Source organism: Pirellulales bacterium, assembly GCA_019694455.1.
In the GTDB taxonomy this organism is placed as follows: domain Bacteria; phylum Planctomycetota; class Planctomycetia; order Pirellulales; family JAEUIK01; genus JAIBBY01.
Genome location: JAIBBY010000029.1, coordinates 1 through 23,501, shown reverse-complemented (window position 1 = coordinate 23,501; position 23,501 = coordinate 1). Strand labels below are relative to the sequence as shown.

Genomic DNA, 23,501 nt, shown 5'->3' with positions numbered 1-23,501 from the left:
ATGTTGACTTTCGCCGCACGCCAAAATTCGCCGCAGCCAATGTGATCGCCATAAGCCCAGGTGCAGCAATGATTTCCGAACGGTTGTCAAGTTCCGGCCACGGATCAAGGCGCGGCACGTGCCCAATGCTTGATCTCGCAATCGGCTAGGAAAGGCTAGGGAGTGAGGTGCAGCGTTTCCTCGTGTATGGGGCACCCCTTCCATCATCCGGTCCATGACGAACGGCTTGCGAATTTAGTCGCCGAACCGGAGCACCTCGGCGTCGCTCGTGTGCCGTTTTCCCTCGCTGGCCGTGATAAAGATGATTCCCGAGTCATGCTCAAGGCCACTCCTCCGTCCGTTCAGTACCGAGATTCCGCTCGCCTTGGGCACATTCATGTCGGCGGCAAGCCAAGCTGGCAAACTGGGTAACCTACCTTGCTGCCCCGGCACTTTCGACGTTGCCGCGCACTGCAGGTTGGTTTCGCCGTCGAAGTTGAATCCCGTGCAGTTGAAGCACAACCCTCTCGATCCCATATCCCCTCAACGCGGTTTGCCGCCCGTCCAGCCGCCTCCCGCTCAAAATCGTTGCGCGAAGCCGCAATCCGCGCTACACTTGGCCATCGAACGGCATTCGCGGGATTTGTGGCGGAGGAACGGGATAGAGAATCACCATCAGGTGAAAATGGAAGGGCAGCCACTCAGGAGCCCGAACTTGAGCCACGTGCCGAACGGCTAGTTTCTGCCCTCGCAGAACATTTCTCCAACGATGGCGTCAGTATCGCCGACTGGCGGCGTGTGGCCGCCAAAGCCGTAGCATCAACGTCTAGGGATAGGTTTCTCCGGCTGAAACCCGAGGTTGCCGTCGCTCATGTCGACGGCATCGCCGAGCACTTTGCATCAGACGGCCTTACCAAGCGACAGTATTTACAAGTCGCCCTAAAACGGCCCGCGCTGCTACACCTAAAACCCGAGACGGTGATCGGCAATGTTTCGGGCGTCGTCCAGCGCTTTGCCAAAGACGGTTTGACAACACAAACCTATCTCCGCGCGGCATTCCGGCAACCAGGCATGTTCACACAGGACCCTCAGACGATCATCACCAACATCGAGGGCCTCGCGCGTCATTTTGAGTCGGACGGCCTCACGCTTCACGACTGCCTGGACTCTGCCCTGAAGCAGCCGACACTGTTCATACAGAAACCCGAGACGCTCGCCTCTAACATCGAGGCTGTCGTCCAGCACTTCGCTCGTGACGGCCTGACCGCACGAGAATATCTTCGCGCCGCCGTCAAGCAACCATCGCTCTTTTATCAAAAACCACAAACGCTGATCGACCACATCAACATCCTGGCCGCGATGCACGAAAAGAAGCTGCTTCCAATTCCACCTGGCAAAAATGCTCTGATGGAATTCATCGTCAAACATCCGGTGCTCATTTCCCTTGCCGGGAACAATTTGCACCTTCGCGAGATCGCCGCCCATCTTGGTGACGATCCAACGGCTCCCATGTTCAAAACACGAGAGTACGTCGAGGACATAATTCGCCACGCTCTGCGGCACGGCGATGGCACGTCCGAAAAAGTTTCTCACGCCCGCCGCCTTCTCCTCAACGCGCTAAAGCACGAGGGCTATTTGAAAGAAAGGTAGACCTACGCTCCAAAAGTCGGCAGGCGAAGTTTTTCCTGAAGCTCCGGGCGAACTTTCCCTCCCATTAGGAACCGGACGAAATCCCCCGCCTCCAGCAGCCGAATTCCAGCATCGAGCGACTTCTGCCGCGCCTCATCGGTAAAGCCGAACACCGATACAAAACAGAAACGGCCGCTTCCTACCCTTTGGAAGTCGTATTCGATTTCAGGCCAATCGACGGGACGATCCTGGTATCGCTTTACCTGCACTCGCCATACCTCGTCGTCCAATTCCCCATGGTCGAATCGAGCCTCGACATCAATGATCGGCTGATTCTTGCCGACGCGGCGCTCGTCAACGACCGCACCTTGAGCCTTCAAGTAGTCTACGACGAGCCACTCCCAATCCTTATCCGTGAGTGCCTCCGAACGGCCGATTACAAGTGCCTTCAACCGATGATACGCCTCTTGCATTTCTTTATCGGGCACCGAAACCAAATTCGGAGATTGGCCGTGCGCAAGTAGGTCAACCTTGTCGTAGACTTCACCCATATCCCAAAACGACATCCGCGGGCCGAGCAAGCTACCCTTCAAGCTCCCGTAGAAGTCAAGGATTGGGATCTCTGGCGACGGGTATTCGACGCGGCGGTAGTGCCAGATATCCGTCTCGTCCTCTAAATCGAAATCCCGATACAACGACTCGGAAACCACGCGGCAGACGCGCACGCATTTTCGTAGCGGGTTGTAGTAAAGGACGTAATCGCCTGGCGTGCACTCGCGGCCAAACCGGTACAATTGGCCCGTAGCCGCGCCCACTTCGCGATCCTGCGTGTAGAAGGTGCACGCACTTTTTACGTGCGACCATAAATCGTCTCTTGTCGCGGTCGTCAGAATTGCCGGATCGACATCCTGCCAGCCGATGCCAACAATACTGCGCTGCTCACAGAATTCGACGCAGACGCCGCCCGATCCGAGCTTGATTCCCCACACGCGTTGAGCCATCACTTACCCCGCGAAAGTTTTAGACCGAAATCCGCTCCACGATGTTCCGCGTGACCAGCTTTTGCCGCCGGTCGTAGAGCTTCGTCACCCGGCTGTCGGAATGACCGAGCAGGTATTGTACATCTTCGAGGGCCACTCCTTGCAGGAGCAGGTCGGTCGCCGCACACGAGCGAAAGGAGTGTGGCGAAATCAGCATCGGCAACCCTGCCGCCTTCAGCCGCCGCTTGACCATGCGGCAGATATCGACGTTGTCCATCGCCTGATCCGTTAGCCTGGCCTTGCGACCCCCGACCGTACGGAACAAGGGAGCATCCTTCGGATTGTCCTCAATTGCCGCGGCAAACAGGTACTCGACAATGAACTGCTGCAAATCTGCCCGCACGGGGATCGACCTCGCCTTCCCGCCTTTCTCGGCAAATCGCAGCACGTATTGCGAGCCGTCATGGGCAAAATCCTTGAGCCGCAGTTTGCCCGCCGCTCCGGCACGCGCCGCCGTGTAGATCAACGTCCCGATCACGGCTCGGTCGCGAAAGTCCAGCACCGTTTCGAGCTTGATCGATGCCAGCAACCGCTTTGCCTGTTCAACCGTAATCTCTGGCGTGCGGCCCTCGACCGCGGAATAACGTTCAGTCCGCACCGACAATGCGGGGTTGAGCACGATGACGTGTCGCTGCACGAGCACATCGAAGAACGACCGGATGCCCGAGAGATAAACCTTCTTGGTCGGGGTGCTTCCCGGAAGCTCGTCGAAATATTGCCCGACTAGGCCAGGCGTGATCCGCACGAGATCGACGTGCCGTTCCTCAATCCATTTCAGAAACGAACGCACCGCAAAGAGATACGCCCGCCGCGTATAGCCGTTCCTGATCGTTCCCATGAAGAATTCATCCCAGGCAAAGCTTGCCGCCGCCCCTGTGTCAGCGATCAACCTCGGCACGTCGGCCGACGCGATTTCCTTTCCTTGAATAATTACGAGTGATTTCTCCAAAGCTTCCTGCATAGACGGCTTCAATCCGGCGTGGGCGATTCTGTTGCCCCGTGACCTGTTCGGGAAGCGTTTTCCTTTTCTTGCCGCTTCTTCTCTCTTTCCTTGAACAGCTCGCCAATGCGATCGAGGTAGCGGTCCACAGCCTGGCAAATCAAGTCATTGCGCGTGCAGCCAACACGCGCTGCCTCTTGATCGAGCCACTCAACATCGGCCTTATTGAGCTCAACGTCAAATTCCACGAATTCAGGGGTATCGGCCATTCAGTGTTCCCCGCGAATCAATTGCACTTTGACGCCGACTGGCGTATCTGCCATGCGCTTTTCCGTCGTCAGCACGGGCACGCCATAACGTGCTCCCAGATTCAGGCAGGCACGGTCTGCAAACGACAGCCCATAGGGCTTCGTCGCCGGATACAGCTTGCCCGAAGAAATCGCTTGCTCGGTATCGAACGGAACGATATTGAGCGAGACGTTGCGCGCGTAGGCGTTGACTGGCTCGGCTGCGCCGCCGTACTCAATCGTCTTTTTGATCACCTCCGAATAATTCACCGCTGAGATCGCCGCATCGGCAATGTGCCCATGCACGACCTCCATTCCACGCTCGCGTCTGAGCAGTGCAATCAAGGCTGACGCGTCGAGAACCGCGCTAATCACGCTCCGCCTCGGTACGGCGGTCAGCGTTTATCTCGTCAGAAAGAATGCGTTCCGGTGGAGCCAGCGTCGCGAAGTAGTCCTGCGCTTCCGCGAGTGCCTGATCGAGACTCTTGAGGTGGAGACCTCGCTCGTCGTCAACGACGACGACCGTATCCCCTTCGTTGATGTGATGCCGCTCGCGGGCCTCGGCCGGGATCACCAGCCGTCCCGACGCATCAATCTTCGCGTGGTAAATCCATTGTTCCTGCCGTTGCATAGGCCTCCTTGCCGTTTCTGAAGCGATCCGCCTTCATTCCCGACACTGCCACACTTTCAAGGGGACGGCAAGGACTTTCAGATTCGGCGCGTTGAGTGCCACGTGCCCTCCTGGCACCTTTGCAGCAAATAACTCCCTTTATTTGCTGCAATCGCCGACCGTTCCGAACTGTGGCACAGAAGCCACACCTCGTCCTTCCGACGCGGTCACTCCGATAAGCCATTCTTAACCTTTTTGCGCGAGAATAGTTCGACACGCACGGAGAACCTATGGACAAGTCGATCGACGAAGGGATCAACCAGCACTTCTGGGAAGCCATCTACAATTTGATTCTGCCCGCCATCAAGGCATTCGTTGACGCCGGCGCCGACGTGAATGCACGCAACGAGGCCGGCAACTCTCCCCTGCACGAAACCGCGATCCGTGGCGCTGCTGACGTGGTGAAGCTGCTTCTCGACAAAGGTGCCGATGCCGCTGCCGTCAATCACGACGGCCACACAGCGGCCGATGTTGCCGAAGCTCGGCAACACATCGACATTGCAAACATGATCGATCGCGCCGCCAGGCGGCGCGAGCCAGCCAGGCGCGCTGCTGCCCTATACGACGGCCCAGATACGCCAGAGATCACCGGATAGCATGCAAAACAAGACGGACACAAAGATCCAACGATCCTTGGCATCAGTAAGCACACGGTGCCAACGTACCTCGACACAACCAGTCTCTTCTCACTGCGATTGACTGCGTCGGACGGCGAGAACGCCGGCTCGCCTTCGCTGATGATTTTCTTCGCATCCTAGGCGTCGAGCTGGGCCGCGCACCGGCCAACACTTGCTCCCACTTAGCCACCGCTCGCCGTCTCCGTATGCAGTTAAGTCTTTCTTAACCGCGCCGTGCAAGAATGACGCGAGGAGTGTCCAATGTCCCGTCGCTACGGTTTCACGCTTTTTGAGATGGCGATCGTAATCGTCATCATCGCCCTGCTAGTCGCCGCCATTTACACGGGCGCTGACATGCTTAAGGCGTCCCAAATCCGCAAGACCATATCGCAATTGTCACAAACACAAACCGCACTTCAGGCTTTCAGGGGCAAATACGGCCAGTGGCCCGGAGACTTCAATGATGCCAGCAGCTTTTGGCCCGAAGCCGTCAACGGCGACAACAATGGCCGCATCGAATCGAACTCCGCCGGCAGCATCTATGAGGATTACAACGCATGGCACCACTTGAGCCAGGCGCAACTCATCGACAGCCAGTTCGTGCCCGTCACCGCTAATCCAGCGACTACTGACTACTCCGTGGTCCCGGCGGTCACCCTGGAAAAGCAGTACTTGCACGTGTTTTATACCACCGGCGGCGGTACGTACCTCCCGAAAGCCACGTACTTGGCGCTCTACAGCTATCCGCGAAGTCTGCCGCTTGCGAACTCGCAGACGCTATTAGTCATGGCAGCGCACCGCGGCATGTACCCTGCCGATGCCTTCAACCTCGACACCAAGCTAGACGACGGCCTGCCGTTTAGCGGCATTGCAGGGCCACAACTCAGCACACCTCTCCTGTGCACCGATCCCGATGGCGAGAACGTCTATGTATTCTCGGGTGCGCAACGCGACTGCAGCTTCTTCATCCGCTTTGTGTTTTAGCTGCTTTTTCCGAGGAGTCACAGCTTGGTACGCCGCGTTGCCGGCAACCAGGCTTCCCATTGCCGTACAGCGTCGGCCGCTTTTAGGGGCCTTCTACGCGCAGGCAATGGCTATAACGCTTTCTTAACCGTTCCTGTGCAACAATGAGGCAGGAGTGATTACATGCCCGCCTCTCGCCGTTCGGGTTTTACCTTGATCGAACTTTCCATCGTGCTCGTTATCATCGGGTTGCTCGCTGGTGCGATTTTGCTTGGCCGAGATTTGATTCGCGCGAGTGAGTTCCGCAAGATGTACTCCCAGCAGCAGGAGTTCGCCAGCGCGATCAATGCTTTCAGGACCAAGTACAATTGCCTCCCCGGTGACTGTCCAAACGCCACAAGGTTCTTTGGCTCGATCGCTCCTGGTGGTCCCAGCGTTTTTTGTCCGCCAGAAGAATCACTTCCAGACGTTCCCACTTGCGATGGCAGCGGCAACGGCGTAATCGAAGAGGTCCCATCCCCAGCCCTTCCATATTACGCCGACGAGACCCTGTTGCTTTGGCAGCACCTTGCGGACGCAGGATTGATTGCCGGCCTTTATAGCGGAACCTACTATGAAGGCTTCACAGCCCGTGTGCGAGTCGGGTTAAACTGTCCGCCGATGCACTCAAATCGCTTCTGCTGGCGCATCACGGCTCAGGCTGGCGGCCTTTTGTTCTACGATCCCGCGTGGACAAAACAACACGTCTTACTGATGTGGCCTCAGCGCGTGCTTGCGGTGCCGCCCACTGCCGCGCCGTCGGGCATCAGCGTGCTCTCGGGTTCGGAGGCCCTCGGCTACGACACAAAATATGACGACGGCTTGCCCGACCACGGCGCCATTCGCGCGAGTCACGGTTACTACAGCGGACCGCAGTGCGCCTCTGTCACGCCAGGCGGTACCTATGCCTATTTCGGCACGGCCACGAGCAACGATTGCCTTCTCGCACACGGTCTTGGTCTATGACTCGACCGCCAGAACCCAACCGACCCCGGCGTTCTCACGAAACAGCCCAGATTCACTGCCATGATCGTGGAATGTGTTTATTTGTTCGCACGCGGCCGGCTATTCGATATCTACTTTGTGCCCCGGCGCCTGCGGTACTCGCACTGTGCGCGCTTATGCCCGCCGCCGCCGACGCACAATCGCTCGGTAGAGCGCTCTGTACAGCGACGAGCAATAATCTGGGTGTGCTGCCTGCCATCGCGTCTCTGGCGGTTATTCTGTTAGGCGTTGCGGCGACGCTTGGCAAGCTGACCTGGCGTCGCGCCATCCTTGTTATGGCCGGCATCGCCGTCATGGTCGGCTATTCGGTGATTGCAACGACCATCGCCATGTCAACCGACATCAATGGCGACGGTTTCGTAAACTCGCAAGATTGGACATATCTCTCAGGATACTGGTGCACCTCGCTCTCGCTTCCTTAGCACTCCTAGCCCGTCATAACCAACCAGGACGCGCGCAAGCGCGGAAGCGATCTCTAGCGCTCTCTTCTGCCGTACGGCGACGACATATCGACATCGATGACAAAGGAATCTGTTGGCTGTCGCAGCAAATGCCTCTTCACCGTCGACGCCGCGGATGACTTTTCCGCGCCGCGAGCGTCCTTTGGCGACGCTGACTCGGGGCGAGCATATTTCTCCTCTGTGGGGTCCACTGCACCCTTTGCACGCAGGGTGTCAAACACTCTAGGCGACTTCCCGCGGGGATCTGCGTAGGACAAGGGTGTCCGCCCGGATTTATCCTCGGCGTTTACCTCAGCGCCATAATCGAGCAGCACGCGTGCCGCTTCATCACCGTCGTACAATGCCGCTAAGTGCAGGGGTGTGCGACCATCGCAGTCCTTTGCGTTTAGGAGCGCGCCATAGCCGATCAGAAGCATCACAATACTTTGAAGCCCCTCCTTTGCCGCTTCATGCAATGGCGTCCAGCCTGCCAGGTCTTCATGCAAATGCGGGTCCGCGTTGTTGTCAAGCAGAATACGCGCCACGTCCTTATGGCCTCTATCTGCCGCCAAGTGCAACGGCGTCGCCCCGTGGCTATCCTTCGCGTTTACCTCTGCGCCGTGTTCAAGCAACGTACGCACCACTCCCTTGTGGCCCGCAACTGCCGCATGGTGCAGCGGCGTCCGGCCGTCTTGGTCCTTCGCTTGCCCGTCCGCGCCTTTCGCCAATAGGTCCTTCACCTCGCCAGTTGCGCCGCGCTTTACGGCGTCAAATAGTTCGCCTGTCAAGCCGATATCACCCTGTCTCTCCTTATTGTCGTTCGTATCCATAACACGCTCTTTCCCTTCCGTGGTTAAAATGAGTGCCCGACTCTACCATGGCACGCGCAGTGCGATTGTGAAGATTTGATGACAATTGCGCGGCGGCTGAAATCGCGTTCTTTGTCAATCATTTGAAGATAGGCGCACCTCGCACAGAAACGCCTTGAACCGCGCGTCCACTACAGAGCCGGAACCAGGTCCACCTCCACACGAACCGGATCGCGCCGCCTGTCACGTCCGCGATCTCGCTCGTCACGTTGGCGGCTCTTCTTGTAACGCGCGTAGAGTTCGTCTACACGGGACATCGGCATGTTGGCAATCTCTTCTGGCGAAACCTCATGGCCCAACGTCGCTTTCAAGACTTCTCGAACTGTCACCTCCTTATTCTTAGGAGGTTTTCCCGCCCGAGCCGTCTTTGCACCGACCAGCGTGCCCGCCGTGGCCCCCAGCCCTACCAGCGCAGCCGCGCCTTTCAGGAATCGCCGGCGTGCGTCTATGTTCGCCTGCTCGTGATCCGTTAGTGTCTCCTTGTCATCGCTCATAACATCTCTCCTCTGCTCGTTATCTCTTGTTCACTTCACTGCCTCTAACAACTGTCTGATGCACGCCGACTTTACCACGGTGCGTGCGGCGCGAATGTGAAGAGTTGATGACAATTGCGCGGCGGCTGAAATCGCGTTCTTTGTCAATCATTTGAAGATCGGCACGCCTCGCCGCCAGCAACCGCGTGCTCTCACGCCCCGCATTCAGGCACGCGACATTCTCAATGCAGGAATCAATACCTCACGCGAGTCTCTTCGTTCGTACGCCATCGCTACTCCGAAAGCAAAAACAGATTCCCATCCGCCGCCGACTGTTGTATGGGTGCTTTGGCCAGGAGGTTCCCATGCGCCAAACCGCAGATACGCCCCTTGTCACCCGTTGCCAAACCGCGGCCTACTGGATGTGGGCGATCCTTGCCTTGTCCATTCCGTTTGAATTGCAATACAACTACGCGATCAACGCGTTTTATGCCTACGGCGCCAACTACAGAGATGCGGGCTGGTTCGCCCGGCTGCTATGGCACAACACATGGCGGCTCATCAACCCACATGACGAGGCGTCATATCTGGCGATTCATTTCACGCCGTTCTTCGTACCCCTCACTTATCTGTCTTCGCTGGTTGCCACCCACCACGTGGAGTTCTACGCTGCGATCCTGGCCGCGACATATGCCGGACTGGCTCTCGTGATGTATTTGGGCTTGTGCGCGATGGCTCGGCCGTCGTCGCATTGGCAATTCCCGCTTTTGGCTGCACTGGCAGTCGGTTTCTCGTTCACCGGCGCCGTCGTGCAGGGAGTTCAATTGCTCCATTACGAGTACGCCATACCCCTCGCGCTATGCGCATTCCTTCTTAGCCTTGGCCTCCGGACGATCAAGCTGGCAATCGGACTCTTTGCGCTGCTCTTGTCGATATCATCGACGAACAACTTCAACGTGCCTCCCCCTTCCCGCGAGCCGTCTGGTGTGAACTTGGCTTTCAACGTCACGTTGCCGGCAGGAATTTCGATCGTCCCCGGAATGGTAACATCCGAGAGTTCAAAACCGGTGTAGCGAAACGCCGGCTTGCCGTCTTTGATGTACAGCGACCAACCGGCGGAGAAGGCGCCAGCGCACGCGATGACCCCCTCGGCGCCACCCTGGGGTATGGTCAAGTCCGCGGTGATCGTGTGCGCCCGCGGGAATAGTTGCGGTCCAATCGGCTCGGGCAGCCAGACGTGATTGCCGAAATAGGACCATCGGGTGGGAGGCGTGCCGGCCTCTCGTAGCTTGGGATCCATGCGCTCCGAGAATCTGGGATCGAGCGGGAAGACGCCGAACTTTTTGGCCTCCTCGACGAACTTGGCCTGCAACTGCTTCAGCTTCTCGGGGTTCTTCGCCGCCAGGTTGTTCGCCTGACTAAAGTCTTCGTCCACGTGGTACAGCTCCCAGGGCGCCTGGAGAAAATCCATTCCCTTGCCCAAGGTAATCCAGGGGTAGCCGTATCGGCTGCAGGCCACCCAGCCGTCGTGATAGATGGCGCGGTTCGTGGCCAGCTCGAAGTATTGTGTCGCGCGCTTGCTCTTGGCTTTGGCGTTGTCGAAGGAGTAGAGCATCGACACGCCTTCGATCGGCTTTTGACGAATGCCGTTAACGACAGTTGGCTCGACGATTTGGCACGCCTCGAGTATCGTCGGCACGACGTCGATCACGTGATGGAACTGCCCGCGCGTTTCGCCCTTGGCTTTAATTCCCTTGGGCCAATGGACGACCATTGGGTTGCGCGTGCCGCCGAAGTGCGAGGCGACTTGCTTGGTCCATTGGAACGGAGCGTCCATCGCCCAAGCCCAGCCGACCGGGACATGCGGCTCGCTCGTCGGTCCGCCGATCTCATCGAGTCGCTTGATGGTGCTTGCCAGGCCGAGTTGCACGCCGAGCAAGCTGGCCAGTTCGCTGAAGGTGCCTTCCAGCCCACCCTCGGCGCTTGCCCCATTGTCGCCAACCACGTACATGACCAGCGTGTTATCCAGTTCGCCCGACTGCCGCAGGCTTTCGACATAGCGGCCCACTTCGGCATCGGTGTACGCCATATAGCCGGCGTAGTTTTCCATCAGTCGGGTATAGACCTTCTTTTCGTCCGCCGATCGCGATTCCCAAGACGGGATCGCCGGGTCGCGCGGTGTGAGCTTGGTCCCCTTGGGAATGACCCCCAACTCCAGTTGTCTGGCATGGGTCAGTTCGCGCTGTTTGTCCCAGCCGTGATCAAATTTGCCTTGGAACTTTTTGCGCCACTCCGTTGGCGCATGATGCGGGGCGTGGACGCCAGGCGCGCTGAAGTAGACAAACCACGGCTTGTCGCGGTCGGCGGCGCGCACGTTCCGCGTCCAGGCAATCGCCTCGTCCGTCATGTCGGCGGTGAAGTGGTACCCTTGTTCCGGAGTCTTGGGCTGAGGCGTCCAGGTGGTGTTGCGATAGATCACCGGGTAATACTGATGCGCCTCGCCCTGGTTGAAACCGTAAAAGTATTCAAACCCTTGTCCGGTCGGCCAGCGGTCGAACGGTCCGGCGGGTGAGATTTGCGGTTCGGGCGTGTTGTGCGCCTTGCCGAACATGGCAGTGGCGTAGCCGTTGTCGCGCAACATCTGTGGAACGAGCGCCACGCTGCTGGGGATGATGCCGGTGTAGCCGGGGAACCCGGTCCCCATCTCGATGATGACGCCGGTGGCGCAAGTGTGGTGGTTGCGTCCTGCCAGCAGCGCCGCGCGTGTGGGGCTGCATAGCGCCGTGGTGTGAAAGCGGGTGTACTTCAACCCGTTGTCGGCGAGTTGTTGCATGTGCGGCGTCGGCACGGGCCCGCCGAATGTCGAGCACATGCCAAAGCCAACGTCGTCTAGCAAGATCAGCAAGACGTTGGGGCTCCCCTTCGGCGCGCGCACCGGCGGCGGGTAATTGGGCGTCGAGTCTTGGAACGTCTGGCCGATTTTTCCTCGAAACTCTGGATCAGGCTTCGGGATTTGCCGGCCGGCGATGGGCACAGGTTTTGCTTGCTTCGTGTCTGCCAACGATGGACTAAGCAGAACGACAACAACCAAACCGACCAGTATCGCGATAGCAACGAGCCTCACCACCAGGGAACTTGTTTGCGAGGACATTGGATCAACCGTTTTCGATGAATTCTTGGGCACCATGCGCGTGATTCTAGCTGGCGCGAATCAAAATGCCATTTTTGAGAAGTTTTTCACTCGGCGAGCGGCTTGCAGCGCGACAGACATCCGTCGAATGCGCGCAACCTACTCGGCCAGCGATGGAACGAGGAAATGTGTGCTGGCGGAACAAACGCTGCGCCAATCCGCACAGCGCATGGCACGCAAGCGAGCGAAGTCGAAGCGCCGACTCAACTCGATACAGCAAGTCGCCATTCGACAGTACGGCGCGAAACGTATAATGGAATAGTCGCTAGATTGTTGCCCCCCCGTTTGGGGGTGGCCGGGCGGAATGTTTATCCGAAGTGGGCGTCGGGGCGAATCGAACCGGCATCGCGACCGGCCCGGTTCGAATCCGCGCCATCAAGTCAGTAAAGGAGAACGCCATGAGCGAGCCTCGAACTCAAGAGACCGTTGGTGAAATCGTGACAAAATGCCCAGCGTTGTCGCGCGTGTTCGAGGAGGTGGGCATCGATTATTGCTGCGGCGGCAAGAAGACGCTCGAGCAGGCCTGCGCCGAGAAAGGTTTGGACCTCGCCACGGTGATGGCGACGCTGGCCACCAGTTCAGCGACCAAAGAGGTCTCGCTCGCTGATCCCGACGACATGACGCTCACCGAACTGGCCGATCATATCGAACAGACGCATCACGCCTATCTGCGCCGAGAAATGCCGCGGTTGGACTATATGACGAAGCGTGTGGCCACCGTCCACGGCGAAAACGACGCGCGGCTGCAAAAGATTCAGGAAACGTTCGCCGAGGTCGTCAACGAGATGACCGTCCACATGATGAAAGAAGAAAAGGTGCTGTTTCCGATGATTCGCCAGCTCGAAGCGAGCGACTCGCTACCGGTGTTTCATTGCGGTTCGCTCGCAAATCCCATTCGCCAGATGGAATCGGAGCATCATGGCGCGGGCTCGGCGCTGGAGCAACTCAGCAGCCTGAGCGACGGCTACACTCCGCCCGACTGGGCCTGCAACACCTACCGCGCGATGCTCGACGGGCTCGCTCAATTCCAGTTAGACCTGCACCAGCACGTTCACAAGGAAGAGAGCATCTTGTTTCCCAAGGCATTGGCGCACGAGGCAAAGCTGGCCGGGGGCGCGGCGTGATGGTGGGAGTTGAGATTGGCGGCCAGCGGCCAGCCGGTTTCGACCAGCCGCTGGAGTTGCTCAAAGATTGCCATCGCCGCATCGAGCATTTTCTCGACGTGCTGAAACAAGTCGTTGAGCGATTCGGCGATGGTCCGTTGCCAATGGAGGGACGTCGGGCGCTGGAGGCCTCGCTCGACTACTTTGCTCGCATGGCCCCGCGCCATACCGCCGACGAGGAGCAGTCGCTGTTTCCCCGCCTGCGCGCTAGTGGCGCCGCAGAGGCCCGCGCCGTGATGGCCGAGTTGGATCGGCTGGAGGCCGAACATCGCCGGGCCGATGCGTGTCATGCCAAGGTCGACGAATTGGGCCGCGCCTGGCTCCAGGCGGAGCGGATCGATGTGCCTGATCGCACGGCTTTGCGCGCGTTGCTTGACGAACTGATCGCCTTATACGCCGCTCACATCCGGCTGGAAGACGAGCGCGTCTTCGAGGTCGCCGCGCAAACGCTCAAGGCGAGCGACCTGAGTGAAGTCGGCAAGGAGATGCGGCGCCGGCGAACTGATATTTGACCTGCTGGGTGACACCGCGACATGAATGCACAGGCCCGTGCCTACGCGCGCCCGGCGATTCGCCCGGAGATGACAGTGCGGCAGATCGCCGCCGATTTTCCGGCGTCTCGGGCCGTGTTTTGTCGTTATGGCGAGCCAGCCGATCGCGGCGCCCGCTTTGGCCACCTGGAGCCGCTCACGCATTTCGTTCGCCGGCAAGGCATTTCGCTCGACGCGCTATTGGCCGAGCTATCAGCCGCTACGGGCATCCCCGCCGAACGACGTGGGCATTATGCCGAGAATGCGCATCACGCATTTCTATTGTCGGCGCTTCTCATCACGTTGAGTCTGGGAAGCGGTTGGGGCGCCTGGTTGCTGTGGTCGATCGGCGCGCATGGCAACTTCGACACGGCGCCGGCAGCCAGTATCATTGCCCACGGCGAGGCGCAGCTTTGGGGCTTTGTGGTGCTGTTCATCATGGGCGTTTCGTTGCGCACCGCGCTGCAGGGCGTTGTGCGGAGTCCGCCCGGGCCATGGATCGGCCGCTCGCTGCTGGGGCTGGGATGGCTTGGCATTGCTGGCGGCTTTGCCTGGTATCTCTCGCCCGCGCGTCTGGCGGCGCTGGGCGCTGCCAGCGCGGTCAGCCTGCTGGCGATGGCAATTTTGTATTGGCTCTTGCAAATCGTCATGGTTCGGTCGAAATGGCGCGCCACATGGGCTCGCGCCGTGCTGGCATCCGGTTTTTGGCTGGTAGTTTGGGCGCTCGTCACGCTCTATCTGCGTTGGCGCGCCGGCGGCGCCGGGCCGGCGGCCTATACCGACGCGCAGCGACTGCTGCTGGTCGAGTTGGCGGTGTTCGGCTTCGCTATGAATTCGATCTATGGTTTTGGCCAGATGTTACTGCCCGGACTGCTGCGACTCGGTTCGACGCGCGATTGGGCAATCGAACTTTCGCATTGGGCGCACAACATGGGAACGCTTGTGGCGTGCCTGGGAACCGCCTGGGAGTGGCCGGCGGCGATCATCGCCAGCGGCTGCGCGCTGTTGGCCGGCGGAGCGGTGTTGTTCGCCATCGGCAACCGCGGTTTCATTGGCCGCCGCCGCACGTCGCGCCGCGCAGAGCAAGGGCACTCGTTGCTCGACCTGTATCCGCCGTTGGCGTTCTTTTGGTTGGTGGCGAGTCTCCTCCTGATGACCGGTGGCTTGATTTACGAAATGGCCGGCACACCTTTGCCCCGCGCGTACATGGGGGCGGTGCGCCACGCGATCACGGTTGGCTTTATGACCACGCTGATCCTCGGAGTCGGCCAGCGAATACTGCCGGTGCTCGATCGCAAGGTGCTCGTCATGCCGCAGTTGATCCTGCCTATTTTCATTCTGATCGCGCTGGGCAATTTGCTGAGAGTCACCACCGAACTGGCGACCATGGCGACGCCGGCCGCATTTACGGTGATGCCGTTCTCGGCTGTTTTTGAATGGCTGGCCATTGTGCTGTTCACCACGAGTTGTCTGGCCATGATGTACGGTGTCGATCCGCTGTTGCGGCGCGGTCGAGTCTGCAGGCGTTCTTCGCTGGCGGTGTTGCTGGCGGAACATCCGTGGCTGGAAGATCGGCTCATTGCGCGCGGCATCGCGTATTTGGAACGCACGCGCAGCGTGCCCAGCGAGCTGACCATTGGTTCGGCGGCGGAGAGCGAGGGACAAAACGCCGACGAGCTAGTTGATCAAATCAACGGCTGGCTTGTTACGAAGGGAGATTGCCCATCGCGCGGCGCCGGAGTGATTCAATCACCGTCAGACAGCGCGTTGCCTTGCGACGCCAAGAAAGGATGACAGGCAAGATGCCGCAACCAGATTGGGATCCGCAGTCGGCCGAGGTGCTGCGCGACCAAATCGCCGCCTACGACGCGCTGCGCGAGCAATGTCCGGTCGCGTATAGCGAACAGTTGGGTTGGTCGCTGTTCCGGCACGAAGATGTGCTCATGGCGCTCAACGATCCGGTCACGTTCAGCAATGTGGTCTCCAGCCGCCGCGCCGTTCCCAACGGCATGGACCCGCCAGAACACCACGCGTACCGCCGCATCATCGAATCCTACTTTCAGCCGCAGCGCATGCAGGCGTTCGCGCCACAGTGCGCGGCGATCGCGGCCGAACTGGTCGACTCGCTATTAGTGCGCGGCGCTGTCGAAGTGATGGAAGAACTGGCTCGCCCCTTCGCCGTGCGCGTGCAGTGCGAGTTTCTGGGTTGGCCGGCGCGCATGCACAAGCCGCTGCATCAATGGATGCTCAAGGAGCAGCAGGCGATCGTGGAGAATGACCGCGCCGCCTTGCACGAACTGGCCCGCGAGTTCGAAGGTTACGTCGAAGAGCTTTTGCAGGCTCGCCGGTCGGCCGGGCAGCAGGCCCCGGATGACGTGACGACCAGCCTGATGAGCGCCGAGGTGCGCGGCCGGCCGCTGACGCTAGACGAGATCGTCAGCATCTTGCGAAACTGGACCGTTGGCGAAGTCGGAACCATCTCGGCCTCCATTGGCATCCTGGCCCACTTCGTGGCGGCGCATCCCGACATTCAACAGCGTCTGCGCGCTGAGCCGCCGCTCTTGCCGGCGGCGAACGACGAAATCCTGCGACTGCACGGCCCGCTGGTGGCCAACCGCCGCGTGACGACCTGCGATGTGGAAATCCGCGGCCGCAAGATCGCCGCGGGCGAGCGCGTATCGATCAATTGGATCAGCGCCAACCGCGATGGCCGCGTGTTCGCCGAACCCGACACGTTTCGCCTGGATCGCGACCCGGCCGCGAGCTTGCTCTACGGCGCCGGCATCCATGTCTGTCCGGGCGCGCCGCTGGCCCGCTTGGAGCTGCGGCTGCTAATGGCGGAACTGCTCGGCCGCACGACAGCGATCGAGCCTATCGCCGAACGGCCACCAACACTCGGCGCGCATCCCGTGGCCGGCTACACCTGCTTGCCGCTCATGGTTCGGTAGGCCGGCGCGCGCGATCGATTCCCCACCAAAGTGGCATAAGCGAGCCAGCCTGGCGCCACAGCCGCCGTAACGTCCTGCCACCATCTGGCTCGTCGCGATTTCATCGGCAATCCGTTCAATCATGTTGATCGCCGATTTCGGTTCGGTCATAACTAAAACCAGCTCAGGTTCGGTTGTCATTCCTGCTCTCGCCGTCGGCGAGCAGGATGCGCCGTTCGGACAGCACTTTTCACCTCCCTTCTCGGAGAAACGACATGTTTCGGACACGATTTCCGCTCGCTTCGTTGGCGGTTTTGCTGCTGGCAAACCTCACGGCCATTTCTCTAGCGGCCAACGCGGGCGACAACTCCGAACCTGCCGATTTGTTCCTCGGAATCAAACCCGATGCCGACAAGGGTTACGAGGCCATCACGACGATGATGCGCGACCGCGGCGCCGGATCGCAATTCAAAGTGGCCGATATCGATCGTCTCTGGCTGGTTTGGGAAGATGAAGAAAAAGCCAAAGCCGAGCAGGCAGATCCCGCCGAGCTAAGGCGGTTGACGTTTGAACGATATGGATGGGTGAAACGCCCGGGCGATGAGAAGCCGAATCTGCCGTTTGGCTATACCGAACTCGATGACGGGGGGCTGGTTTCGAATTGCTTTTCCTGTCATGCGGGAAAAGTCGCGGGTGTGACGATGCCGGGCGTCGGGAACACCCACATCGATCAGACTACGCTGTTCATCGACGTGAAGCGGCTTCGCGCGCTCGACGCCGGCAAGGATCCGGCCAAGGTCGAAGAAAAACTGCCGATGGGCATCATCGCGAACTATCACAAAGGATTTACCAACGCCGTCATCTTTGAAGTGCTGGAATGGGTGCGGGCAAACCCCGAGGTGTCGCTGCGAGTGCTGGCCAACCCGGATATGCTGCTGCACCATGACATGAATCCGCCCGCTTGGTGGACCACCAAAAAGAAGAGCCGACTCTACACCGACGGGTTCGCGCCCAAGACTCCGCGACAGAATATGCCCTTTGCCAGAGCCCGAGGCAGCAGCAAAGACTGGGAGGAGAAATGGCACGCCCTCGAGCCATTGTTCGTTCATGTCTATCAGTACATCGAAGAAATGGAAGCGCCCAAATACCCTTACGAGATCAACGAGTCTTTGGCGACCCAGGGTCGCGAGCACTTCAACCACACTTGTGCGAAGTGCCACGGCACCTATGGCGAGGGGGGCGAATATCCCAACGAGATCGTTCCGATCGAAGACGTGGGCACCGACCCGCGCCGCTTGCATGCGGTTTCGCAAGCCAATCGTGAATGGGACAACAAGACCTGGTTGCAGTACAACGGCCAGTACCCTGTCTGGCTGGAGTCGAAAGGGTACTTGGCGCCACCGCTCGATGGCGTTTGGGCATCGGCGCCTTATTTTCACAATGGCGCCGCCCCCACGCTGACGGCGGTGTTGAATCCTCAACAACGGCCGAAGGTGTGGAAGCGCACCGAAGATGGTTACGACCAGGTGAACGTCGGCCTCGAGGTGGAAGTGTTCGATGCCGTGCCGGACGGGCTCTCCCCGCGCCTGCGGCGGATGTATTACGATACTTCGCATGTCGGCAACAGCGCCCAGGGACACGACTATCCAGACGAGCTCAGCGCCGAGGAAAAGCTGGCGGTCATCGAATACCTCAAAACGCTGTAAGGTCATCAACTCGCGCCGTGACAGGCGCGATGCGGCGGCGACGAATTCTCCTGCGCCCATGAGATGACAGGTCTCGCGGATGGCAACCGATCACGAACTTTCACCGTTCGCGCCACAAGTATGGGCCAACAAGGACTTCACCGAGCGCGTACGGGTAGCGACCCACGCGTACATGTCGCGCGGATTAGGTTATCGAATTCGCGACTACGCTTTCCATGCGGTCAAGTTGGCGCTGTTTGTCGTCGGCTGGATGCTCTTCTGCCGACTGACGCCTGGACTGGGCACGTTCTCGAACTTCACGCAGTGGATTTTCAAGCCAACTGCTTTTCAGAAGGCGCTGCTTTGGGCGAGTCTTGTGGAGGTGACCGGCTTTGGCTGCATGAGTGGACCGCTCGGACTGAAGGTTTGGCCGCCATTCACGGCCTGCCTCCATTTTCTCCGGCCCGGCACGACCAAGCTCGCCCCCTTTCCGAAACTGCCGCTGTTCGGGGGAACGACTCGCAGCCTGCTCGACGTGGCTCTCTATGCGGGATTGCTGGTGGCCCTCTTCCTGTGTCTCGTCCAAGCGGAGATCAGCAACCGATATTTGCTGGCCGTGGTCATTCTGTTCGTGCTGGCCGGTCTGGGAGACAAGACCATCTGGCTCGCCGGCCGTGTCGAGCAACATTTCGCCATGATTCTCTGCTTTCTTTTTGCGGGCAATTGGATCGCCGCGACCAAGTGGGTGCAGTTGGCCATCTGGTTTTGGGCGGGTGTGTCGAAACTGACACCCGCCTTTCCTTATGTCGTCTCCATTATGGCCACGAACAATTCGTTGATGAAAAACCAGGCGGTGCGCCGCCGAATGTTCGTTAATCCACTGGAGGAAATGGGGCCCTCGCGCGTCGCCCGCATCATGGCCTTCCTCGGGGGATTCCTCGAATTCGCCACGCCGCTTACGCTGCTGTTCGTCACTCGCGAGGGTCCGGTCCTCTATCTCGGGCTGACGTTCGCGATACTGCTGCACGGCTTCATCCTCAGCAATCTCCCCATCGCGGCGGTATTCGAATGGAACGTCCTCAATCTCTACGCCGCGTTCTTTCTGTTTGCCGGCTATCCCGAGGTTAGCTTGTTCGACGTCGGTTCGACGCCGCTGGCGATCTACCTGGCCGTTGCGCTGGTGGCGCTGCCTCTGGCCGGCAACCTGTTCCCGTCGTGGGTTTCTTTCTTGGTGTCGATGCGCTATTACGCGGGCAACTGGGCCTGGAACGCCTGGCTGTTCCACGACAACAGCTACCGCAAACTCGATCGGCTGAAGCGCGCCGCTCCGCTATTGTTCGAACAGCAGCAGCGGGCCTTGCCAGCGGATGAGGCGGTGCGGGCGGACGCCACGCTGTTGGCCTTCCGCGCGCTCCATCTGCAAGGCCGCGCATTGGGAAAACTGCTTCCACAGGCAATCGGCCAACGCCCGTATCAGCAGTTCACCTATGTCGATGGCGAAACGGTGGCCGGCTCGGTGCTCGGCTGGAATTTCGGCGAAGGACATCTGGCCGACGAAAGATTGCTGGCGGCGATCCAAGAACAGTGCGGTTTTGAGGAGGGAGAGTTGCGCGTCATCTGCGTGGAAGCGCAACCACTGTTTGGTTCGACCCTCCACTGGCGCGTCAACGACGCCTGCCGCGGTCGGCTCAACGAGGGGTATCTGCCGATTCGAGAACTTGCCTCGCGCAAGCCCTGGGATTGCGGGCCGGTCGCTGTGAACGATCGAGGGACCAATGGCTGACCCCGACGCCGTAGTGGTCGGCTCTGGGCCCAATGGCTTGTCCGCCGCAATCGCCCTGGCTCAACAGGGCGCCTCTGTCCTGGTTCTGGAACGAAACGCCAGCATCGGAGGAGGCACGCGAACGGCCGAGGCGACATTGCCGGGCTTTTTGCATGACGTCTGCTCCGCGGTGCATCCCATGGGTGTGCTGTCACCTTTTTTTCGTCGCCTCGCGTTGGAATCGCATGGCCTCCGCTGGATTCGTCCCACGGCGTCTGTCGCGCATCCCTTGGATGATGGTCCGGCCGTGATGCTGCGCCGAAGCGTCGAAGATACGGCCCGCGACTTGGGAGTCGACGCCAGCAGCTATCGCCGCCTGATCGCGCCGCTGCTCACTCAACCAGACGAATTACTAAGCGACGCGCTGGCGCCGCTCGGCATGCCGCGTCACCCCCTGCAAATGTTGCGTCTGGGTTGGCGCGGCATGCGTTCCGCGAACAGCCTTGCCAGCCGATTCCAAGGGATCAGAGCGCGCGCATTGTTCGCGGGTTGCGCGAGCCATTCGATACTTCCGTTCAATCGCGTTCCGTCGGCAGCGATCGGATTGATGTTCTTGTTAGCCGGTCATTTCGACGATTGGCCCGTTGCCGCTGGTGGATCGCAATCAATCGCCAACGCGCTGGCGAGCGTTTTGACCTCACTCGGCGGACGCATTGAAACCAACAAGGAATGCCGCTCGGTTGCCGATCTGCCGCCTGCCAAGGTCTGGCTGTTCGATACGAGTCCGCGGCAATTGGCTGAAATGGCGCACGCGGTTCTGCCTGCCGGCTATGTCCGGAGGCTGCGGCGTTATCGCTATGGACCTGGGGTTTTCAAGCTGGATTGGGCGCTGAGCCGTTCCATTCCCTGGCGCGATCCCCAATGCTTGCAGGCTTCAACAGTTCATGTGGGGGGCGCCTACGAAGAGATCGCCGCGTCCGAATCAGCCGCCTGGAGTGGGCAGCACGCCCAGCGGCCGCTGGTACTGGTCTGTCAGCAGAGCGAGCTCGACGCGTCACGCGCGCCGCCGGGCAAACACACCGGTTGGGCCTACTGCCATGTTCCAGCGGGCTCGACACTGGATCAAACCGAGGCCATCGAGCGCCAAATTGAGCGGTTCGCGCCCGGATTTCGCGACTGCATTCTTGCTCGACGAGCAACAACGTCGCTCGACCTGGAGCGGTACAATCCCAACTACATCGGCGGCGCGATTGCTGGCGGCGCATCTGATATTTATCAGTTGTTTACGAGACCAGTGGCTCGGCTCAACCCGTATACGACGCCAAATCCAAAGATATTCATCTGCTCCGCGTCGACACCGCCAGGCGGCGGCGTACACGGCATGTGCGGCTACCATGCCGCGCAAGCGGCAATCCGAGCGATTTCTTCATAGATTCGTTTTACCTGTCATGAGTACGCATCTGCCCAACGATCCAGGACAGGTTGATTCGCTTTCGCGTCGTCTGATCGAAAAATGCCGCGCCAGCGGGTATGGCGATATCGCCCAGCAATTCGACAATGCCTTGCATGTTGGAAGCTCTGCTTTAGAAACGCTTGGTGCGATTCGCAACACGCTTCTCCAGCACGGCGATGTGTTCAGAGGATTCGCGGAGACGAGTGAGGTCAACGCTGCTCTCCGCCAACGACAATCGTCGAGCCGAACAACGACCGAATTCCAACAGTGGACGAAATACGCCTTGAGTGTTGACAGAAGGTCAAAAGAGTTCTTGCGGCCAATGGCGACACGCTAACGCAGCCGCTCGCTGGCATGGTTGTCGACGGCAAACAGGCCCTAGCTATCGACGCAGGCTCGCCGCGCAATGCGTAACGGCTGACCCCCAAACCCGTCACCGTGCCGCGAGTGGCCCAATATCGAACGCGGCGTACTTCGACAGGCTCTTGGGGCCGACCAGCGGCATCAACAGGCCAAGCAGCGCGTCGCGCAGCAGGCACGACAGGCGCCCCTCCCATTGTGCAATCTTTCCGAGTTGCCACGACTCATGGGTGATGGCGGCCGTGCGCTCGCGCCGCTCATTGGTGAAGGCGACGAACGCCGCCGCCGGATCTGCATGCTTCGTCAGCGCGCGAGCCAAGGCCACCGCATCCTCGATCGCCATGCAACCACCTTGCCCCAGGTTGGGCGTGGTCGGGTGAGCAGCGTCGCCAATCAGGCCGATGCGCCCGCGTGACCAGGTCGGCATGGGTGGCCGATCGATGATGTCGTTGTGGACCAGTCGATCGGGCGGAGTGCTGGCGATCATCTCCCCAACCGGATCGGCCCATCCGCGAAACAACTCCGTCACCACCGCATGAGTGTCCGCCGCGGTTTGTCCGGCCGGCGCGTTGCGGACGGCAAACCAGTACACTCGATCCTCGGGCAGCGTTGTGATGCCGAACCGTTGCCCGCGTCCCCACCACTCACCGCTGTATCCGGCCGGGGTTGCTGCGGGGCGACGGCAGACGCCGCGCCAACAGGTGTAGCCCGCGTAGCGCGGCGGGTCGCTTCCAAACAATGTCGCGCGCACCACCGAATGGATTCCGTCGGCGCCGACGACCGCATCGGCCTCGTCGATATGGCCGTTGGCGAACCGAACTTGCACCCGATCGCCGATCTGCTCGACGCCGACGCACTCGTACCCGTAGCGCGCCGTTCCTTCGGGCAGCAGTTCGGCCAAGGCGCCGACCAGGTCAGCTCGATGGATCATGGCCATCACGGGCGACACGCCGATTCGCCGCTCAATTTGGTTGGCGGTAATCGCAAACTGGATTTTGTGCCCCTCCTGGGCGCGAACTTCCGAACGCGTTAGCGACAAGGCGCGAGATCGCACGGCATCGCCCGCGCCCAGGTGGTCGAGCGCCACCAGCGCGTTCGCCCACAAACTAATGCCGGCGCCCACCTCGCGCAATTCCGAGGCGCGTTCGTAGATGGTGGCTTCGATCCCCACCTTCCGTAAACCGATCGCGGCCGATAGCCCGGCAATCCCCGACCCGATGATAATGACCCGCATGGTTTCCTCAGGGGAGGATGTTAACTCAAAACTACGGGAGCGGAGCGAGAGAGCAGCGCGTAGCGTCTTACGGGCGCAACAAAAAAGACCCGCTAACCACTATAGTCAACGAGTCTTGTAAGTCGGGGCAAACCGACACGCGCTGAACTTTTTCGAGCGTCGATTCTGCATTGCAGCACCGCCGATATCGCGGTGCTGCTGGGGTTTTTGGCGCGGTTTGGCTGAGGTCATCGCCTGACAACTCTT

General features: G+C 59.9%; 22 protein-coding genes and 1 pseudogene. 13 read left to right on the top strand and 10 right to left on the bottom strand.

From position 1 onward, the window contains the following. Positions 1-234 precede the first annotated feature (234 nt). Complete coding sequence (locus K1X71_12990) at positions 235-402, bottom strand: hypothetical protein (protein MBX7074055.1); 168 nt, start codon at positions 400-402, stop codon at positions 235-237. A 15-nt stretch (positions 403-417) separates the two neighbouring features. Here K1X71_12990 and K1X71_12985 point away from each other — a divergent pair, with 15 nt between their 5' ends. Further along, a complete protein-coding gene (locus tag K1X71_12985; protein ID MBX7074054.1) occupies positions 418-1,629 on the top strand; it encodes a hypothetical protein in 1,212 nt (403 codons plus the stop codon). Positions 1,630-1,631: 2 nt separating this feature from the next. Here K1X71_12985 and K1X71_12980 read toward each other — a convergent pair whose 3' ends face one another. The 5 genes from K1X71_12980 to K1X71_12960 are packed head-to-tail and all read right to left on the bottom strand — an operon-like array spanning position 1,632 to position 4,506. Continuing rightward, the gene (locus tag K1X71_12980) at positions 1,632-2,609 is read right to left on the bottom strand and encodes a restriction endonuclease (GenBank protein ID MBX7074053.1); all 978 of its coding nucleotides are present in this window, start codon (positions 2,607-2,609) and stop codon (positions 1,632-1,634) included. Positions 2,610-2,628: 19 nt separating this feature from the next. Further along, on the bottom strand, positions 2,629-3,609 hold the full coding sequence (locus tag K1X71_12975; GenBank protein MBX7074052.1) for a site-specific integrase: 981 nt from the start codon (positions 3,607-3,609) through the stop codon (positions 2,629-2,631). Between the two features lie 8 nt (positions 3,610-3,617). Further along, positions 3,618-3,857, bottom strand: a complete 240-nt coding sequence (locus K1X71_12970) for a hypothetical protein (GenBank protein ID MBX7074051.1) — start codon at positions 3,855-3,857, stop codon at positions 3,618-3,620. Then, positions 3,858-4,250, bottom strand: coding sequence for a type II toxin-antitoxin system VapC family toxin (locus K1X71_12965; protein MBX7074050.1), 393 nt, complete (start codon positions 4,248-4,250; stop codon positions 3,858-3,860). Next, positions 4,243-4,506, bottom strand: a complete 264-nt coding sequence (locus K1X71_12960; GenBank protein MBX7074049.1) for an AbrB/MazE/SpoVT family DNA-binding domain-containing protein — start codon at positions 4,504-4,506, stop codon at positions 4,243-4,245. Before K1X71_12960 ends, K1X71_12965 begins: the two co-directional genes overlap by 8 nt. Positions 4,507-4,775: 269 nt before the next feature. On the opposite strand from K1X71_12960, the gene K1X71_12955 reads away from it, so the two are divergent. The 4 genes from K1X71_12955 (at position 4,776) to K1X71_12940 (ending at position 7,591) form a co-directional block, all read left to right on the top strand. Beyond that, a complete protein-coding gene (locus tag K1X71_12955; protein MBX7074048.1) occupies positions 4,776-5,141 on the top strand; it encodes an ankyrin repeat domain-containing protein in 366 nt (121 codons plus the stop codon). A 282-nt stretch (positions 5,142-5,423) separates the two neighbouring features. Continuing rightward, the gene (locus K1X71_12950; protein ID MBX7074047.1) at positions 5,424-6,146 is read left to right on the top strand and encodes a type II secretion system GspH family protein; all 723 of its coding nucleotides are present in this window, start codon (positions 5,424-5,426) and stop codon (positions 6,144-6,146) included. A gap of 162 nt (positions 6,147-6,308) precedes the next feature. Continuing rightward, positions 6,309-7,130: a type II secretion system GspH family protein gene (locus tag K1X71_12945; protein MBX7074046.1), complete on the top strand. Its 822-nt coding sequence runs from the start codon at positions 6,309-6,311 to the stop codon at positions 7,128-7,130. Positions 7,131-7,201: 71 nt separating this feature from the next. Then, the gene (locus K1X71_12940; protein MBX7074045.1) at positions 7,202-7,591 is read left to right on the top strand and encodes a TrbC/VirB2 family protein; all 390 of its coding nucleotides are present in this window, start codon (positions 7,202-7,204) and stop codon (positions 7,589-7,591) included. 53 nt (positions 7,592-7,644) lie between these two features. Here K1X71_12940 and K1X71_12935 read toward each other — a convergent pair whose 3' ends face one another. The 3 genes from K1X71_12935 to K1X71_12925 all read right to left on the bottom strand — a co-directional run bounded on the left by K1X71_12935 (position 7,645) and on the right by K1X71_12925 (position 11,985). Continuing rightward, a complete protein-coding gene (locus K1X71_12935) occupies positions 7,645-8,439 on the bottom strand; it encodes an ankyrin repeat domain-containing protein (protein ID MBX7074044.1) in 795 nt (264 codons plus the stop codon). A gap of 170 nt (positions 8,440-8,609) precedes the next feature. Continuing rightward, on the bottom strand, positions 8,610-8,972 hold the full coding sequence (locus K1X71_12930; GenBank protein ID MBX7074043.1) for a hypothetical protein: 363 nt from the start codon (positions 8,970-8,972) through the stop codon (positions 8,610-8,612). 811 nt (positions 8,973-9,783) lie between these two features. Next, positions 9,784-11,985, bottom strand: a complete 2,202-nt coding sequence (locus K1X71_12925; protein MBX7074042.1) for an arylsulfatase — start codon at positions 11,983-11,985, stop codon at positions 9,784-9,786. Positions 11,986-12,539: 554 nt separating this feature from the next. Between K1X71_12925 and ric the strand changes: the two genes are divergently transcribed. From ric to K1X71_12885, 8 genes are all read left to right on the top strand, one after another. Beyond that, complete coding sequence (gene ric, locus K1X71_12920) at positions 12,540-13,265, top strand: iron-sulfur cluster repair di-iron protein (GenBank protein ID MBX7074041.1); 726 nt, start codon at positions 12,540-12,542, stop codon at positions 13,263-13,265. Next, positions 13,262-13,816, top strand: coding sequence for a hemerythrin domain-containing protein (locus K1X71_12915; protein ID MBX7074040.1), 555 nt, complete (start codon positions 13,262-13,264; stop codon positions 13,814-13,816). The genes ric and K1X71_12915 overlap by 4 nt, the downstream gene beginning before the upstream one ends. Before the next feature lie 21 nt (positions 13,817-13,837). Further along, positions 13,838-15,628 (top strand): NnrS family protein, encoded by a 1,791-nt coding sequence (locus K1X71_12910; GenBank protein MBX7074039.1) that lies wholly within the window; start codon positions 13,838-13,840, stop codon positions 15,626-15,628. Between the two features lie 8 nt (positions 15,629-15,636). Next, the gene (locus tag K1X71_12905) at positions 15,637-16,782 is read left to right on the top strand and encodes a cytochrome P450 (protein ID MBX7074038.1); all 1,146 of its coding nucleotides are present in this window, start codon (positions 15,637-15,639) and stop codon (positions 16,780-16,782) included. Between the two features lie 254 nt (positions 16,783-17,036). Next, complete coding sequence (locus K1X71_12900; GenBank protein ID MBX7074037.1) at positions 17,037-18,467, top strand: c-type cytochrome; 1,431 nt, start codon at positions 17,037-17,039, stop codon at positions 18,465-18,467. 79 nt (positions 18,468-18,546) lie between these two features. After that, a complete protein-coding gene (locus K1X71_12895) occupies positions 18,547-20,229 on the top strand; it encodes a DUF3556 domain-containing protein (protein MBX7074036.1) in 1,683 nt (560 codons plus the stop codon). Further along, complete coding sequence (locus tag K1X71_12890) at positions 20,222-21,640, top strand: NAD(P)/FAD-dependent oxidoreductase (GenBank protein MBX7074035.1); 1,419 nt, start codon at positions 20,222-20,224, stop codon at positions 21,638-21,640. Before K1X71_12895 ends, K1X71_12890 begins: the two co-directional genes overlap by 8 nt. A 16-nt stretch (positions 21,641-21,656) precedes the next feature. After that, entirely contained in the window at positions 21,657-21,998 is a 342-nt protein-coding gene (locus K1X71_12885; protein ID MBX7074034.1) for a hypothetical protein, read from the top strand. A 96-nt stretch (positions 21,999-22,094) separates the two neighbouring features. On the opposite strand, the pseudogene K1X71_12880 reads toward K1X71_12885, so the two are convergent. Beyond that, positions 22,095-23,255: pseudogene (locus K1X71_12880) on the bottom strand (FAD-dependent monooxygenase). Positions 23,256-23,501: the final 246 nt, after the last annotated feature.

Bases quoted from the DNA above. Each gene is read 5' to 3' on its own strand.
- K1X71_12980 (MBX7074053.1), bottom strand. From the start codon at position 2,609: ATGGCTCAACGCGTGTGGGGAATCAAGCTCGGATCGGGCGGCGTCTGC.
- K1X71_12975 (MBX7074052.1), bottom strand. From the start codon at position 3,609: ATGCAGGAAGCTTTGGAGAAATCACTCGTAATTATTCAAGGAAAGGAA.
- K1X71_12970 (MBX7074051.1), bottom strand. From the start codon at position 3,857: ATGGCCGATACCCCTGAATTCGTGGAATTTGACGTTGAGCTCAATAAG.
- K1X71_12960 (MBX7074049.1), bottom strand. From the start codon at position 4,506: ATGCAACGGCAGGAACAATGGATTTACCACGCGAAGATTGATGCGTCG.
- K1X71_12955 (MBX7074048.1), top strand. From the start codon at position 4,776: ATGGACAAGTCGATCGACGAAGGGATCAACCAGCACTTCTGGGAAGCC.
- K1X71_12950 (MBX7074047.1), top strand. From the start codon at position 5,424: ATGTCCCGTCGCTACGGTTTCACGCTTTTTGAGATGGCGATCGTAATC.
- K1X71_12945 (MBX7074046.1), top strand. From the start codon at position 6,309: ATGCCCGCCTCTCGCCGTTCGGGTTTTACCTTGATCGAACTTTCCATC.
- K1X71_12940 (MBX7074045.1), top strand. From the start codon at position 7,202: ATGTGTTTATTTGTTCGCACGCGGCCGGCTATTCGATATCTACTTTGT.
- K1X71_12935 (MBX7074044.1), bottom strand. From the start codon at position 8,439: ATGGATACGAACGACAATAAGGAGAGACAGGGTGATATCGGCTTGACA.
- K1X71_12930 (MBX7074043.1), bottom strand. From the start codon at position 8,972: ATGAGCGATGACAAGGAGACACTAACGGATCACGAGCAGGCGAACATA.
- ric (MBX7074041.1), top strand. From the start codon at position 12,540: ATGAGCGAGCCTCGAACTCAAGAGACCGTTGGTGAAATCGTGACAAAA.
- K1X71_12910 (MBX7074039.1), top strand. From the start codon at position 13,838: ATGAATGCACAGGCCCGTGCCTACGCGCGCCCGGCGATTCGCCCGGAG.
- K1X71_12905 (MBX7074038.1), top strand. From the start codon at position 15,637: ATGCCGCAACCAGATTGGGATCCGCAGTCGGCCGAGGTGCTGCGCGAC.
- K1X71_12900 (MBX7074037.1), top strand. From the start codon at position 17,037: ATGTTTCGGACACGATTTCCGCTCGCTTCGTTGGCGGTTTTGCTGCTG.
- K1X71_12895 (MBX7074036.1), top strand. From the start codon at position 18,547: ATGGCAACCGATCACGAACTTTCACCGTTCGCGCCACAAGTATGGGCC.
- K1X71_12890 (MBX7074035.1), top strand. From the start codon at position 20,222: ATGGCTGACCCCGACGCCGTAGTGGTCGGCTCTGGGCCCAATGGCTTG.
- K1X71_12885 (MBX7074034.1), top strand. From the start codon at position 21,657: ATGAGTACGCATCTGCCCAACGATCCAGGACAGGTTGATTCGCTTTCG.